The organism is Vagococcus allomyrinae (genome assembly GCF_017829975.1).
Lineage (GTDB): Bacteria > Bacillota > Bacilli > Lactobacillales > Vagococcaceae > Vagococcus_D > Vagococcus_D allomyrinae.
On record NZ_JAEEGA010000005.1, the window covers coordinates 103,489 to 119,168 of the forward strand.

Sequence of the window (15,680 nt, forward strand, 5' to 3'; positions counted from 1 at the left end):
GTCCAACTTAGGACTTGACGAAAAGAAATAGGATCATCCTTTAAGTGATTCCATGAAATTAATTATAAAGCACCCTATACACTTTCTAAGTAAGAAATGTGACGCATTATCAGACAGTATAAATAGAGTTAGTACAGCATGGTCATAGTCATTTTTAAGATAAACATGTGCCTCGACTTTTAAAAGAATAGCGATTTCTCAGTGCATACAAAAAAAGCCAAAAAGAAGTTAAACTCTTTAGCTTTACGGTATTGGGGGAATCTAGCCTAAAGATAGGCTCTTTATTGAACATTTTCTATCCCTTTTCAATAAAATCACGACTCGCTTAAACACCTTCTAAGTGACGGCTGCAATGCTGGAAGACCGTCGTTAACGAACAATTGTCGCTGTGATTGTTCCTCCCTTGATATTGTGTTACTTCCCCCATTTACACACTTAATTGACACCCCTCTAGACAATGTTGATGATTAAATTAGAACGCTTTTTTTTCCGATCATTAAAATTGCACAAGACTTCTTTTATTTCGAGCATCGTTCTATCGCTAATAGGATAATCTATCACTAAAGAAGGTGTTGATTTTTGAGTGTTTAAAGCAATGTTGGTTAAAATAAGGTCAGGTCTTTGTAACATTTTATCTTTTGTAAACACGACATTAAAGTAGTGTTTAAATTGATTACAAATAAATTCTTCTATATGTTTTTCACAAATTTCAGGTAAATCCGATTCTAAAGATAATGTAACCGTCTGCTCAAATAGTGAGGTTAATTCCGTAAAAGATAATACGAGAAAATATAATTCAATCAAATAGTCTACTTCTAAGAAAAAGTCATCATGACTGATTGACCATAATTTATTAATAAACCTACTGGCTCGAGTGTAGTAAGTAGCAAACTCTAGTGGAATATCATTTTTCAAACTATGACCACTAAAATTAAAATCTGCTTGTTTATAGATTTTCCCTACTAGATGGCCACGAAGAATATAAAAATAGATATCATCATAATCTTTTAAAGGTATTGGATAAAATTGGTCAAATTCCTTCATAAATAAGTCTGTGGTGGTCAAAACATCAGCACTATTCTTCAAAAGATTAGCCATGATTTCTTTCTTTAAATAAGAGACGTCGTATATAAACGATTTTGTCATTAAGTTAAGAAGAACAAACCGAACTTCAGAATGAGAATAAATATGAAATGACTTATACATAGATTCAATGATTCGATATAATTCACATTGATTATCTACGGGGACATATTGTTCCCATTCAGATAAAAAATCGATTGATTTCCCTTTTCGGTACCTTAATATATTGATAATTACCATATAGGTAAATTCTCTTTTTTGAATAGGTGGTATATCCAGATGTAGCGAATCACTCATCGTAATAATTGCCGAGTCAATTTTAGATTGATCGACTTGATGAAAAATATTGGGCCATGTATCAGAATTGAATAAATACCAGGCAATACTATTACTGATAATTCTCAACTGAGCTTCGCTTCCCACAATACAAAAATCTCTAGTCGAGACCGTCAAATTGAGGGGTTGTAAAAATGTCTTAATTTTATTAAGAGAATTCAGAATAGTATGGCTGCCTAAATCCTCCTTTTTAGAATAATCAAATGTTGAATGATAGGATTCAAATAACAGAGCCATCAGTATTTGTATAGTTTCATCCGACTCATAGATAAATTTTTTTAAAACAGCCGCATTTTCCTTCTGCTCTATAATCAATTTAATCCCTTTGTTTTTTTTCATTTGCAAGCAAAAATGATCGTTTTTCTGTTCGTTACAATCGTTGACAACATCATATAAATCATTTACATAGCGTTGCACGCTTCTCTCTACCAGTTGAATCGCCACACTAATTTCTTGAATAGAGTACCATCGGTCTTCCTCTGAAATAAGTTTAATAATTTGAAGTAGTATTTGTCTTTTATTCGTTACGAGTTCTTGTAGCTTAAGGTTCACTATATTCTCCTCCAATGATTATAAAATAGTTCACAAACTTCCTGAAAAAGGCACTACTAAACCAAAAAACTATCTTTCATTATTAAATTAAATCGAATTTTTACAACACAAAAGTCTGTGAACTTTACGTTAAAAATCTGTTCAAATCTATGTGAATCTTTTAACAAAGTTAATTCTATACGCTTCTAATTAGATTGTCTTTTCATTTTTTGCATATCGATATGAAATATTTTTTTAGATAACATGGCCTTCAAAAAATATCCTCAAAGAATCCGTTGCTGCTTTTGTCATTAATACCCAATAAATTCAGTTCTACTAAATGAATTTATTAAATAGATAGCCTACTTATTCGATGTGGTGCTTATCAAAAAAGTTAAAGGTTCTCTAACTAGAATGCATTTTTTATTCCTCCCTTTATAATGAAGATGAACCTCATAATTAAATAACAAGAAATTTCTTTTGTTATAACTACTTACTTCGCTATTTCCGACAGGCTCACTTAATTTTTTTATGCTTTAATCCTCAATTCGAGTGAAGGGAACATTAAATTCATTGGTCAATGTTAAATTTTGTAATGATTTTAGTAATAATAATATCCAAGTAAAGGCAATTAAAAATGAAATCAATTCAAACGCCGTTAGTGAAAAGTAATGAGCCACTTGAAATAAGACACAAGAAAGAACTAACAACCCACCCAACCAATATGATATCGTTAAAAATGGTTTACTTATTTGCGGAAGTAACCACCGAATACTGATGATTAAGAGCACGATGAGGTAAACTAAATTTGCGGCAACCATGTTATGAACCTGTCCAGTAAAACTTTGGCTACTGTATGGGAATGTTCCTACGGCGCCTAAGTTGACTGCTGTTAATATCAAGAGTATTTTTAACGTCGTTAACCTTTTTTTTGTCGCAATAACTTGATTTAAATAAACAAAAATGTAATCAATAAGAGCAATCATGAGAATGGACGTGAGGATTAGGGTCAAATTAAATTCCCATCGATTTTTTGCTGCTGCAGTACCTAAGAAACTAAAATTATTACGCCACCATAAGTCATCACGATTTGTAATCATCGATAGACCTATGCCTGAAATAAAGACAACAGTCATTAAATTAATTAAAAGTGAGGGCGAGATTATTAGAGCAAAATAAATCATGATATAATTGATGATACTAACAAAAATAAAAAATAGAAATATGGATGTATAGAGATCAAAAGAACTTTCTTTAAACATCAATCCTAATAGTTTGAAAAAAGCTAATAAAAATAGCCATAATGAAATCGACAGCGATAAAATGACACTAGGAAGATTCCGCCAATATATGTCTGTTGCTTTAGTGACCACTTTGTTATTTTTTGCTTTCACAAAAATGAGAATGAAGCTACACATCCCACTTAATAAGCCGAGGGATAGGGTTAGACTCGCGATGGATAATGGGCCTGTTAAACTAATTTGGGGCAATCGCTTAAAGAAAAAAAAGCAGAAAAAAATAATGCTGGTCATTATCGAGGGTACAACAATACTAATTATTGGGACTACCGGCTTATATAGATTATCCTCCAATAATAATTGAGCTTTATTATTTTCAACCATTAGTTTTATTTGATTGTTGTTGTCTATATCGATTAAATTAGACAGCTCTGATGGGAGCTCTAGAATAATTTTTTTCACCTTCATCTTCCTCCATTATGACTTTTTATTTATTATATAGGATTGTATGTCTCATAATTAGGGTTGTTCTGTCATTTTACACGACTGAATTCAGTTATTTTTTTATTCTCTTTACAATTACCTTTAGCACCTCTTCTATTCATAAAACTTATTCTTCTAATTAATAGTAAGTTGTGCCTTAATATCAGTTATGACAACTAACTTTGACTGGTTCCCTTGAGCAGAAAACTTCTAAAATAAATGGGGTTCACTCAACGATTATTAACAAGTTAATCATCCCTTAACTCCTGTCATGATTTTTTTAGGCATGAGTTCATACGTATAAAGCTATTTCTTAATGTAAAAATTAATGTACCTCTTCCAAATCCTTACACTTTCCATAATATTTTATTTTTGTATAATTATTTTCTTTCGTTTCAAACAACACATTTCCTGATGAAGGCTGAAAGTTGACTAATCCACTATATAATCATAAATAAATGACGTAACCACTTACATTCAGTGCATTTATGACATATAATGGATAAGAAAATACGTAGTCTGAGGAGTGTCTAATTATGCTAGAAGATAGAAATGATCAAACAGAGGTACTTGAATCTATTGCTAAAGCAATCCTGGCGTTAGATAACGCTTTAGATCAGATCAAGTTATCCAATAATGAAAGTCTAAGAACTCGAGAAATGAAAAAATGGTATGAAGAAAAAAAAACTATTCAAGAGCTGAAGCATCTTCTTCACGACATTGGAAAATACTCTTCTTACAATGAAAGTGAGCTAAAAACTATTGATGCCCATTTTGATAAACTTATCAACTGACGCTTAGATAATTTACTTACCATCATAAGAACATTAACAAGCATTAATAGCTATTTGAGATGATTCCTAAAAGGTATCGTCTTTTTAATTATTAACCCAGGCTCTACATTATGATAGCGGTAAAGGTCATCACCACTAAGAAAATGCCTCTTGTCACTGACAAGAAGCAACTTTTAGCAGAAGCTGGGCAATTTTTTTCTTAGACTCCTTTTTCCTTTTATTTAATTGGATAGTTCGAGCTACTCTTAAGTTGTCTGTTTCTTTAACTTAGACAAGGTTGTTTTTAAGTTAAATAAGTCCCTATGACTCAGTGGATAATCAATAACCATTGTCGAGTTAGCTACTATATTTGTCGTTAAATTAGTCAAGATAAGATCGGGTATTTGGGAATGGTCAGTCTCTAAAAACTTCAAATTAAAATTGTTTTTAAATTGTTCACAAATGAATTCTCTGATACGCATTTCATGAATATCGGATAAATCAGTTTGCAAAGAAATTTTGAGGGGAGGCTCGAAGATTAAAGACATCTGTGTATACGAGACGACCATAATATAGACTTGAATCAAATATCGTTCTTCTAAAAACAAACTATTTTGACTAATTAACCACAATTGATGAATAAAGGCCGTCATACGCTCATGGTAGTTGACAAAATCGGCATAGATACTGTCCATAAAACTGTGACCACTATAATCAAAATCGGCTTGCTTATAAACTTTTGCTGATAGGTGACTTCGAAACAAATATAAATAGATTGACTCATAATCCTCTGGTATGATTGGACACATCTTCTCATCGAATTCACGCATCGCTAAGTTAGTGAGAGTTAAAACATCTGATTCTGTCGACCTATGGTTTTCAAGAATTTTCTTTTTGAAATGAGGAACCTTATAGACAAATGATTTCATCATGATATTTAATACTAGAAAACGAACCTCTTCATGAGAGTATATATGAAACGTTTGATATAGATTTTCAACAGCTTTATTTAATTCAAACATATTATCAACAGGCACATATGGTTCCCAATCCGCACGATAACATACGGTCTCTCCTCGTCTCAGCCTTAGAATATTAATCGCGACCATGTAAGATAACTTTCGTTTCCTCACATGACTTATATCTAGGTGCAAAGTTGTTATCAGTGAATCGATAGCCGAATTAATTTTAAACGGATCCACTTTATGAAAAGCTTCTGGCCATGGCTCTGATTGAAACAGCATCCAAGACAAACTATAACCAATCATTCTAATTTGGGACTCGTCTCCTAGAAGGCGAAAACCACTAACTGACACATCTAACTCAACAGTGTGTAGAAACGCCTTAATCTTGCTTAATGATTGTCTAACTGAATGAGCATTCAAGTCCTTTTTTCTTACGTACTCTTGAGTTGAATTATAAGAGCCAAATAGTAGGTCTATTAGTAATTTAACTGTATTGTCCGATTCATAAATATGGACAGTTAAACATTGAACATTTGTCGGTTGCTTGATCAATAGTTTAACTCCCCTATTTTTTTTCATTTGTAGGACAAAATAAGATTGATTTGCCTCGTTACATTCTGCTATCAGGTCGTATAAAAGTTGAGTATAGCGTTGAACACTTCGCTCGACTAAGCCGATTTCTTGACTGATTTCTTGTACGGAATACCAGCGCTCTTCTTCTGAAATATACGCAATCATATGAAGCAATACCTGATGTTTATTCGTGACTAATTGTTGTAATTTATGGTGCATACGCTCTCCTCCAAATATCTCATTCTAAGTATCAGATAATGTGATGTCCATTTAGACGCGATGCTTTCTTTTAATTTTCAGCCGCAACTCTTTATCACTATGGCTGATAACTAAGAGAATTATCTCGCTTCCTATACTATTGTACCATGATGGTTCCTTTCCTATTAATTTTAAACTTCTTTATTCGCGCCAAAGCAAAGATAACGTTTTCACTCGTTTATTTGAATAACAACAGGTAGCCGTACCCCCGAATGATTCATTTGTGTCTCAGATTAAAGAGTATCTTAGGCTGTTTTACTCATTAACAATCCTTTTATTTTGATTGACTCAAGACTATTTGGGCTTAGATAATGACCACCCCCAAAAACAACACGACTTAGCTAAATCGCATTGTTCGGGTTATCACTTAATACTCACACCAACTCATGCTCTAGTGACTTAACTTCCAAGCTAAGTCGGTCCTTATTCAACTGCCACTAAAATCCTGCCTACCTAAACAAAAACTAGTACCGTTTAAGACTATGGACTCTAGGGCTTAACCTTTGCTTTTTAATTGTTTTAATTCTTCAACGAGTTGGTCAATAACTTGATGGGCATCCTCATCTAAATGTCCGTCTTTAGCAGCTTTTAGACCTATCAATAATTCTTGATTAAACATGTCTACGAAAGCTTCACCGACGTCCTTTTTTTGTTTCAACTCAGAGATTTTTTCCACTGGGGAGTTCTCTTTTTTATTCAAGATATTAATATCTTCAGCCTTATCTATCACAAATACTTTAGGGAGACTCCTCGCCAGTAGTTCCTCTGTCATCTCTATTTTTGAAATACGAGTATTGTGATAATCGGTATAATAATAGGTTTTGCTATCATTACACATCATCCCTGTGTATTGCGAATAATCTTCTTTGCCATCCGCGGTCACGACAATTCCTTTAGGAATTTGAACGGTTGATAAAATTTTAGTGGCATTTGTAACAGCTTCTAATTCGGTTTTAGCTTGATCAATATGCTCTTTGAAAAACGCTGCTCGCACAAATCTTTCTGGTGGCGTGTAACCCCCTGGTAAACCTAAGGTCCCTGTCCCTTGAGAAAAAGCATGGGAGATGTACTCACCAAATTTTTCTGGTTCATATTGTTTTGGTCGAACATTTAGATAGTTACTTAAATTTTCAATATGCCATTCCAAAAGTGGCGTATTAGTCATCACCCCAACAGGATTATCTTTTAGATGAAGCATTTTTTGTGTGGGTTCAATTACCATACAGTTCCCTGTGGTATCCGTGACAATCCAATGAAGAGGGGTAATCGTATCGATAAGTGGCGCTGCAACGTTGAATAGATTGACTTTAGGTAAGCTTTTTTTTAAATCAGAGATTGATTTGAATTGTCCTAAGGCCCAGGTAATAAATTCATGGGGCGCTAGATTGATTTTATCATCCTCCAACTCTTTTTGATAAACAGCTTTTTGCGGCAGGTACAATTCTGCAATCGCTAGACCATGTTCATTCACTCCGTCTGCTAAAAAATAGGAAGTCCCTAATGATCGTCCTGCACCTAAAACACCGTATTTAGCTTGATGTTCATCATTATCTGCCGCAGATTTCCAATCATATTCTCTAGGTAGATACACAACATTGAAGTCTAATGGAAATGAGTAGTCCATCGTTCTAGCTAATAAATGTTTATTGTCCTTTGTTTGAGTAAAAATACTTGTACACATAATTAAACACATCCTCTGTTTTTTTATCTTACACTTAATTATAACTCTTTATTTTCTCAGTAAATCCGTTATTTGTCTTATTTCAAGACAATTTAACCATCTAAAATTGTTTTTAACCAACGTAGTTCTAACTTGAATCAACCTTCATTTAACTATTGCCAACCATAACTGACATCAACTGGACCGGCTTTCCCTCACCCAATCCCTCAGTCAAACACTTGTCAAAAAGACTCTTTAATGCTATATTTAATAAACAAAAATGAACATATATATATAAATTCGTTGCTATCATTCAGTCAAATTAAGGTGTATAATAAAAAAGAAGGAGGGGTTATGATGACTGAATATGAAAAAAAGACAAACCTAGTGTTAGAGTCTATTGCCGAGACTATCATGGCGTTAGACGAGACTTTAAGTCAAATTGAAACGTCCCATCAGGAAACTACTAGAACTCGGGAAATGAAAAAATGGTACGAAGAAAAAAAAGCCATTCATGAACTAAAAAGACTACTTTATGACAATGGTAAATATAATACTTATGATCCAAATGAACTTAAAAAAACTGAGGCTTATTTTGATATATTCATCAACTAAACTTCATTTATGCTAAAGGTTTGTCCCTTCTTATTAAATAAGAGTTCACTTAACTTGCTAATCCTAAACTAGTCCCCTGTCCCCTAACCATGTCATTACTACTGATGTAAATGGTTAGCTTATTTTTTTAAAAGCCAATAATCCACCTATTAATAATAATTTATTAAACATTATTTCGGATAAACTAATGTTTAGTAGGGGACAATTAATGAATCCACATTATGAAGTTTGTTTCTTTATCGTACAGCCTCTCTTCAATAATGGGTTCTAATCAATTCCTTAAGCAGAATCTATGACACATACTTTTTTTAGCCATAGCTTATAGCGCCATAGTCCTCTTAGTAGGTCAGGGCGCGTATTTAATTTCCACTTTTTTTTTGTTAACTAGTCGACGTAGGTTTGTTCCGATAATGACTCTTTGTCCAAACTTACTACCGACCTAGTCAAAAAATTGAATTTTGTCAATTTTTGCCGAAAACCACCTCAACCATAGTAGCTGATTGCAACAACCAACAAATTATTGGGCTCGCTATCTTTTATTTTCCTTGGCAGCTCGATTACCTAAAATAAAAATACTAGCTAGGATGTCAAAGCCAGCGGTCATGTAAATGGCCGAACCACCAACAAAATTGACAAACCCTAATTTCGCTAAGAAACTATGGCCCAAACAAACTAAATTGAGCCGTAAGCCTAATGAGTAAACCTACGTAATAGGATACTTAAAAATCACAATAAAAAGCAACATAACAATCATTCCAGAATACTGACAGTCTAAGACTGACCATATAGAGTGAAGTGACTATGCTGCACAATTGATTAAGCGTAAACTCGGACTAAAACAAACAACTTTCTCTTTGAGAGCGAATGATTGATTTTCTTAAAAAATTAACTTAAAACTTACACTGGATCAACCCCTTCTTGTGTTTCTTCGTTTTTTATCAATTTAATCGTTAAGGCTACAACAAGTAAGATTCCAGCTGTCACCCATAAGGCTTTCTCTGCCCAGTGAATAGTTAAGAAGGTGCCTAAAAATCCCCCAAAGGCGAAACCTAGCAGGACTAAAAAGAATAGACCTGAGTTTTTTAAAGCATTTTCTTTTCTAAAAAAGGCTTGCGCTAGATAACTGAATGCTAATTGAACGACCAAAGTGACCGCTACATTACCATATAACATACCATCTATTTTGTGAAAGGCGTTCCCTTGCATGCCTGCTAAAAATGAAATGGTCATGCAGACAAACGTTAAACCAACAAGTTGATTAATCCCTGTAAAGCCGAGCAAAAAAAGAATAACTCCCTCTATCAGTAATATTTCAAAAGTCCATGTTTTATGTCGACTCTCCGATTTTTTTTGTAAAATTGCGGTCACTGCTGACCCTAGACCAAAGCAAAGAATAGTCAAAGCAATGGCACTAAACTTTGTCATGTCTCTCATAGTGAGGGTCTGCCCTAATAAAATAATATTTCCTGACATCACTGTACTAAACGATTTAGCAGTAAAATAGGTATAACCATCCATCGATCCCGCTGCAATGGCCAAAATAAAAGCAATCATCGGCCTTTCCATCAACGGATATCTTGTTTTTTCCATACTATTCATCTCGATAACTCCTTTCGGTATCTTTTACTTCTATCACTTAGTAACCAAAAACGTCTGAAATTCTAAAAATTTTGGTCTTCTTCTCGTCTTTATTCTGATGCTTTAGATGTCTCGTTAATTCAATAAATGGTATCAGATGCTCCTCTAACGCGGAGCGGATAAAAAAAGTGTTGTAAGGCTTCTCGTGATTCATAATAAAGCTAACACCATAGGGATTTTGATAACCAGATGTCAAGTTAGTTGATACGATCAAACAGCCCCACTGCATTGCCACGCTATACAATTGTTCCAAGGTCTTTTCTGTTCCACCATGAACTAATCCGCCAGTTACAATCCCAGTAAAGGGTTTATCCACAAATATTCCGTTTACTGCGTCTTCATGATAACAATCTATGAAGTATTTGGTAGCCGCGGACATCATCCCTGTATGAATGGGGCTAGCAATAACATAGCTATCAGCCCATTCCATGTCTTCTTTCCTTACTAGTTCATAGTCATGTGACAGATTTTTCGCAGCAAAGGGGAGCTGAGAGCTTTCACCCCTCACTTGTTCCATACGCCTGATACGGTAATGAATCGACTGATTAGCAAAAATACTAGCTGCTTCTTTTGCAATTTCTACATTCGTTTGAAAAACACTATCAAAAACATATAATAAATTTATCATCTATTTCACCTCTATAGGCAAAATAGAGTAGCCGGCTAATACTCTATTTTGCCTGATTTAGTTGGTTAATCTGGTTTATGGTACCAGACAACTGGTTCTGGTATATCAGGATTTGGTAAGGTTTCTGCCATTTGTTTCGTTAGGTTCAAATGATCGGCCACCATCTGAGAGGGTGAAGAACCTAACCATTTGTTGAGGGAAATATCTGAATATTCTGCGTGTTTAAAGATCTCTACGAATACTAATGGTTCATCACCAATATTTTGAACATAGTGTCCGGCAACAATTGGGACAACCCCAACATCACCCGCTTGATAATTAAAGGTTCGTGAAAGCCCAGCCGAATTAAAGACAGTCATTTTAGCTTTTCCTTGAATGTAGTACTGCCACTCTGCGGCTTTAGGATGCCAATGAAGTTCTCTCATTCCTCCCGGTTCAACTTCAACAAAGGCGGCTGAGATTGTTGTAGCTGCTGGGAAGGTATTTACGTCAACAATTCTGACGCGTCCTGCTTCCGATTCGATTGGTTTTACCGTATCCATATGTAAGGTAAAAGGAGAGGGAATCTCTCCATTAATATTTGGTCGTTCCACCTGGGCAATCGACTCTGGAATATTAGCTTTGAAAATATATTTTTCTTCTTTAGGAAGACATTCGATATCAGCTTCTGTTTTCTTGAAATTAGCAGCCACAATATCTGGTGGTGTATGTGCCAACCAATCAGATAATAGGAACGTATTATTTTCAGAAAAGTCTGCTTCACTGAAGACAAGTAAAAATTCACAACCTTGATCTAAGGCTTGAATAGAATGAGGCACACCAGCTTCAAAGTTCCATAAGTCCCCTGCTTTGATATCATCTATAAATGACCGGCCGTATTCATCAATACCAGTTACTCTAGCATTGCCATACAACATTAGTCCCCATTCGGCTTCTTTGTGCCAGTGCATTTCTCGATAGGCACCTGGCTCAAGACTCATATTAACACCGGCGACATCTTCGGAAATCGGGAAGTCCCGATTGGTGATTTCCCTTGTCCACCCCCCTTCTTCTAAACGTTGATGAGAATCAGAATAGCTAAATCTTAAATTTGGCATAGTACCATGATCTGTAGCAGGCGGGACTAAAATATTAGGATTTTCTTTATCACGATTAATATTTCTTGGGCCATGGTCTTTCCACCCTTTGCCATCACTTTCTCTGTATGGATTTAAATTTTCATCATTCATGCAGATTTCCCTCTTTTCTTAATAAATCGTTTGATTGTATTCACCAGGAAACATATAACTATTGTATTCACCCATAAAAATCTGGTATTCTGCTGAATCAAATTCATCGTAACTCGTTGCTTCACTCAAGATTTTTTTTATCTCGTGAACGGCTTTCTTTTGTTCGTACCAACCTTTTACCTTGTTGTCTTTCCCTTTTAGCTTTTCTAAAGTGCTTTCTAAATCGTCAACTGTTTTAGCAATTTTATTTAACGCTGTGCGTTCTTGAGTTTCTATTGTCATGTTAATATTCCTCTCTTTTTATCCATTAAAATAAGATTTCTCAAATTTAACCAGTTTCGTACTTTTATAGCATTTTCTAGTCTGCTCTAACTATTCATTAGAAAGAATGTGAAGGTCTATCACCACTACCTCACATCTCTTATTTCGATTAACAGCTATTAACTAGCAGGTGTTAGTGGCAAGTTAACAACATATTCATGATCTACTTTGTCTTTATCGCTGTCTTTATGACGACCCTCAAATTTTAGGTTCATCTCTTTAATAGAATCAATTTCGTTTGCTTTATCGAATTTAAAGTAGATAAAGCCGTCTTTTTTCTTGTCTTTTGTAAAGACATCATCCCAGTAATCAGCAAAATGTTCAGCTTTAATGTGAGTACCATCTTCAAGCACCAAAGCTGCCTCATTAGGTTTTAAATGAATGTCATCCCCGCCTTTATTTTCCAATGTATAGTGCATGGAAACTAAACCTTTGAAGTCTTCGTTATTTTCGTCTGTATACTTGTCTACTTCTACAACTTTGACTTTGTCAATTTCCAACTGCACATCATCCCAGCTATCGTCTTTATAGTCAGTTTTGTAGGTTACTTCTAACTTAACTTTCGGATCATTTTTCCCTGTGACAATTTCTTTGAAGCTACCATCATCTTTTAAATCTATATTTTGCTCCATTAATTCGCCACCGTCTGATAAAGACGTCGACATTTCGGTAACTTCTCCGTCTTCAATTTTTCCTTTTGTTTCTTCTTTAGAACATGCTCCTAAAATTCCTACTGTCAATAAAACTGTCACTGCTAATCCTGTCATATATTTTGCTTTCATCATAATCTCTCCTCTTTTAGTGTGTAAACCCTTGAGTTTTACTTTTTCTTGGTACTGTTTTGATAATCTTCATTTCATTTAATTCATTGATCGCTTCTTTAAAATCTTGAACTAGTTCTTTGGCCATTGGTAATGTTAAATCAGCTCGGCAAACAAATCGTTGGATAATAGTCTGAGTCAGATTGGCAGGTAGTGGATAAGCAGGTACTTGCCAACCTTTCATCAATAAGCGATCAGCCAAATCGTATAAATCCCATGATAAATCCTTGTCTTTTTTAAGCGTGTAACAGACAATTGGGATATTAGCCCCATCATTATAGATGTCAAATAGGCCCGTTTCCTCAACCTGTTTGGCCAAGTACATCGCCACATACCGCGTGTCCATATGAACTTGGCGATACCCTTCTTTCCCTAGTTTTAGGAAGTTATAATACTGGCCAATAATTTGACTGGCGCCTCTGGAAAAGTTAATCGCCATCGTTGGCATGTTGCCACCTAAATAACTGACTTCGAAAATCAGTTCTTCTGGTAAATAGCTTCGATCTCTCCATAAAATCCAGCCAACGCCTGGATAGACTAATCCATACTTGTGGCCCGATGTGTTAATCGACACCACATTTTTTAATCTGAAATCCCAAGCAAGATCTGGGTCTGTAAATGGGACAAACATCCCACCACTGGCGCCATCTACGTGAATAACTAAATGACCATTTTTTTCTTGGTTATACTGCTCCACTCGTCGGTCCAATTCTTCAATATTATCAAATTTCCCAGTATAGGTAATACCTAAGATACCGACGATTCCAATTGTATAGTCGTCAACATAATCGAAGACATGGTCCATGTCTAAGCTTAAATGTTCAGGGTCAATTGGCACCTCTCGCAATTCCACATCCCAATAAACACCAAATTTTTCCCAACATACTTGATAACCAGAAGAAATAACTAAATTTGGTTTTTGTTTGTTAATATCGACCCCCTTCTCTGCCGCTAATTTCCGCCACCTAAATTTCATCGCCATACCTCCTAGCATACAGGCTTCGCTAGAGCCAACCGTTGAGGTTCCAATAAAATCTTCTTTGGTATTCCACAAATCAGCCAAAATATTAACACAATAAGATTCTAATTTGGCTGTCCGTGGGTATTCGGATTTATCAATCGCATTTTTGTCAAATGTCTCTGACATCAATTTGATGGCTTCGTCATCCATGTAGGTTTGACAAAACGTTGCCAAGTTCTGGCGCGAATTCCCCTCATCAATGAGGTAGCTTTTAATCACTTCATAAGCCGTTCCGGCATCTGTCGCTTCATCTAACAATTTTTTTTCTGGTAAATTTTGTTTAAGAAAATTTTGTTCCTTGGTCATTTTGAGTCCTCTCTTCCATTTATAATTTAGTATTTAAGACATCAAAAGCTTCTTCATTGGTTTGATACTTAAAAACAATCGGAGCTTCTTTATTTAGAAGCTCATTATCTAGAACCAATTTTGAAATTTGATGGTTCTCATAGGAGGTAAAGTAGTAGGTTTTGGTATTATTTACCATTGAAGCAGAATAGAGCGAATAATCCTCTTCATCTGAATCCGTGACTACAATTCCTTTAGGGATGCGGACGGTATTTAAAATATGCTGGGAGCTATTTACGCCTGCTACTTCATTTGCCGCTTCTTGACTATACTCTTTAAAAAAAGCGGCACGTACAAAACGTTCAGGAGGCGTATAACCACCAGGTAACCCCGATGTACCAGTCCCTTGAGAAAATGGGGTGGCAATATAATCACCATATTTCACAGCTTCAAGTTGCTTAGGCCTCACATTTAAGAAGTTTCTTAAATTTTCAATATGCCATTCTAGCAAAGGAGTATTTGTCATGACACCAATCGGATTTTGTTTGATTTTTAATTTTTTCTGCGTGGGTTCAATGACCACACAACGTCCATCACTATCAGTGATAATCCAGTGCAGTGGGGTAATGATATTTAATATCGGAGCAACAGCTTCAACAATGTTTATCTTCCCAACTTGCTTTTCTAAATCTAATACGGATGTTAAATTACCCAGCATCCATAAAATCACTTCATGAGGAGCCATATTGAGCTTACTGCTCTCCTCATAGTCCTGATACTTGGCTTCACCTGGCAAGTACAATTCCGCTACAGATAAGCCATGTTCATTGACGCCATCTGCCATAAAATAAGCATCACCTAACAATCGACCAGCGCCAATAAAACCAAAGTTTGTTTTAAAAGGCTTTTGATTAACAGCAGACCTCCATTCATAATTTTGAGGAATATATATGGGTGTGGCCTCTAGCGGAAAAGAAAAATCCATTGTACGAGATAAGATATATTTCCCATCTTTGGTCGTCGTAAAAATACTTGTGCACATTTCAGTTTATCCTCTCTATAGGTCTTTATAACTAATGAATCTCCTCTTCAAGCGATTCATTACTATACTTAATATCTTAAATCTTTTTTATTCCAATACATTCTTAAAATTGACTTATTTCGCGACAATTTTAAGAATGTAGGCTGGAAATTCCTGATTAGTGTCGATTTAGGTATAAGA

13 protein-coding genes are annotated in these 15,680 nt (G+C 35.1%); 2 read left to right on the plus strand and 11 right to left on the minus strand.

Annotated features, from left to right (window positions below):
- Positions 1-450 precede the first annotated feature (450 nt).
- Both I6N95_RS09060 and I6N95_RS27695 read right to left on the minus strand, forming a co-directional pair.
- Positions 451-1,971 (minus strand): helix-turn-helix domain-containing protein, encoded by a 1,521-nt coding sequence (locus I6N95_RS09060; RefSeq protein WP_209526824.1) that lies wholly within the window; start codon positions 1,969-1,971, stop codon positions 451-453.
- Positions 1,972-2,486: 515 nt separating this feature from the next.
- Positions 2,487-3,650, minus strand: coding sequence for a DUF998 domain-containing protein (locus tag I6N95_RS27695; protein ID WP_209526826.1), 1,164 nt, complete (start codon positions 3,648-3,650; stop codon positions 2,487-2,489).
- 557 nt (positions 3,651-4,207) lie between these two features.
- On the opposite strand from I6N95_RS27695, the gene I6N95_RS09070 reads away from it, so the two are divergent.
- Positions 4,208-4,465 carry a hypothetical protein gene (locus tag I6N95_RS09070; RefSeq protein WP_209526829.1) on the plus strand — a complete coding sequence of 86 codons (258 nt, stop codon included), beginning with the start codon at positions 4,208-4,210 and terminating at the stop codon, positions 4,463-4,465.
- Positions 4,466-4,710: 245 nt separating this feature from the next.
- Here I6N95_RS09070 and I6N95_RS09075 read toward each other — a convergent pair whose 3' ends face one another.
- Complete coding sequence (locus I6N95_RS09075; protein ID WP_209526830.1) at positions 4,711-6,201, minus strand: helix-turn-helix domain-containing protein; 1,491 nt, start codon at positions 6,199-6,201, stop codon at positions 4,711-4,713.
- Positions 6,202-6,736: 535 nt separating this feature from the next.
- Positions 6,737-7,921 (minus strand): choloylglycine hydrolase family protein, encoded by a 1,185-nt coding sequence (locus I6N95_RS09080; RefSeq protein ID WP_209526832.1) that lies wholly within the window; start codon positions 7,919-7,921, stop codon positions 6,737-6,739.
- Between the two features lie 336 nt (positions 7,922-8,257).
- Between I6N95_RS09080 and I6N95_RS09085 the strand changes: the two genes are divergently transcribed.
- Positions 8,258-8,515 (plus strand): hypothetical protein, encoded by a 258-nt coding sequence (locus tag I6N95_RS09085; protein WP_209526834.1) that lies wholly within the window; start codon positions 8,258-8,260, stop codon positions 8,513-8,515.
- A gap of 897 nt (positions 8,516-9,412) precedes the next feature.
- On the opposite strand, the gene I6N95_RS09090 is transcribed toward I6N95_RS09085, so the two are convergent.
- The 7 genes from I6N95_RS09090 to I6N95_RS09120 all read right to left on the minus strand — a co-directional run bounded on the left by I6N95_RS09090 (position 9,413) and on the right by I6N95_RS09120 (position 15,500).
- On the minus strand, positions 9,413-10,114 hold the full coding sequence (locus I6N95_RS09090; RefSeq protein ID WP_209526836.1) for a YoaK family protein: 702 nt from the start codon (positions 10,112-10,114) through the stop codon (positions 9,413-9,415).
- Between the two features lie 37 nt (positions 10,115-10,151).
- The gene (locus I6N95_RS09095; protein ID WP_209526838.1) at positions 10,152-10,781 is read right to left on the minus strand and encodes a flavodoxin family protein; all 630 of its coding nucleotides are present in this window, start codon (positions 10,779-10,781) and stop codon (positions 10,152-10,154) included.
- Between the two features lie 65 nt (positions 10,782-10,846).
- Positions 10,847-12,010, minus strand: coding sequence for a cupin domain-containing protein (locus tag I6N95_RS09100; protein ID WP_209526839.1), 1,164 nt, complete (start codon positions 12,008-12,010; stop codon positions 10,847-10,849).
- An 18-nt stretch (positions 12,011-12,028) separates the two neighbouring features.
- Positions 12,029-12,292, minus strand: a complete 264-nt coding sequence (locus I6N95_RS09105; protein ID WP_209526841.1) for a hypothetical protein — start codon at positions 12,290-12,292, stop codon at positions 12,029-12,031.
- Positions 12,293-12,450: 158 nt separating this feature from the next.
- Positions 12,451-13,113 carry a hypothetical protein gene (locus I6N95_RS09110; protein ID WP_209526843.1) on the minus strand — a complete coding sequence of 221 codons (663 nt, stop codon included), beginning with the start codon at positions 13,111-13,113 and terminating at the stop codon, positions 12,451-12,453.
- A 16-nt stretch (positions 13,114-13,129) separates the two neighbouring features.
- Positions 13,130-14,479 carry a glutamate decarboxylase gene (gene gad / locus I6N95_RS09115; RefSeq protein WP_209526845.1) on the minus strand — a complete coding sequence of 450 codons (1,350 nt, stop codon included), beginning with the start codon at positions 14,477-14,479 and terminating at the stop codon, positions 13,130-13,132.
- A 19-nt stretch (positions 14,480-14,498) separates the two neighbouring features.
- Positions 14,499-15,500, minus strand: a complete 1,002-nt coding sequence (locus tag I6N95_RS09120) for a choloylglycine hydrolase family protein (RefSeq protein ID WP_209526847.1) — start codon at positions 15,498-15,500, stop codon at positions 14,499-14,501.
- Between the last annotated feature and the right edge of the window lie 180 nt (positions 15,501-15,680).

What these genes read in the sequence shown, in the direction of transcription:
- I6N95_RS09070 (WP_209526829.1), top strand. Translation starts at nt 4,208, where the DNA reads ATGCTAGAAGATAGAAATGATCAAACAGAGGTACTTGAATCTATTGCT.
- I6N95_RS09075 (WP_209526830.1), bottom strand. Translation starts at nt 6,201, where the DNA reads ATGCACCATAAATTACAACAATTAGTCACGAATAAACATCAGGTATTG.
- I6N95_RS09080 (WP_209526832.1), bottom strand. Translation starts at nt 7,921, where the DNA reads ATGTGTACAAGTATTTTTACTCAAACAAAGGACAATAAACATTTATTA.
- I6N95_RS09085 (WP_209526834.1), top strand. Translation starts at nt 8,258, where the DNA reads ATGACTGAATATGAAAAAAAGACAAACCTAGTGTTAGAGTCTATTGCC.
- I6N95_RS09090 (WP_209526836.1), bottom strand. Translation starts at nt 10,114, where the DNA reads ATGAATAGTATGGAAAAAACAAGATATCCGTTGATGGAAAGGCCGATG.
- I6N95_RS09095 (WP_209526838.1), bottom strand. Translation starts at nt 10,781, where the DNA reads ATGATAAATTTATTATATGTTTTTGATAGTGTTTTTCAAACGAATGTA.
- I6N95_RS09100 (WP_209526839.1), bottom strand. Translation starts at nt 12,010, where the DNA reads ATGAATGATGAAAATTTAAATCCATACAGAGAAAGTGATGGCAAAGGG.
- I6N95_RS09105 (WP_209526841.1), bottom strand. Translation starts at nt 12,292, where the DNA reads ATGACAATAGAAACTCAAGAACGCACAGCGTTAAATAAAATTGCTAAA.
- I6N95_RS09110 (WP_209526843.1), bottom strand. Translation starts at nt 13,113, where the DNA reads ATGAAAGCAAAATATATGACAGGATTAGCAGTGACAGTTTTATTGACA.
- gad (WP_209526845.1), bottom strand. Translation starts at nt 14,479, where the DNA reads ATGACCAAGGAACAAAATTTTCTTAAACAAAATTTACCAGAAAAAAAA.
- I6N95_RS09120 (WP_209526847.1), bottom strand. Translation starts at nt 15,500, where the DNA reads ATGTGCACAAGTATTTTTACGACGACCAAAGATGGGAAATATATCTTA.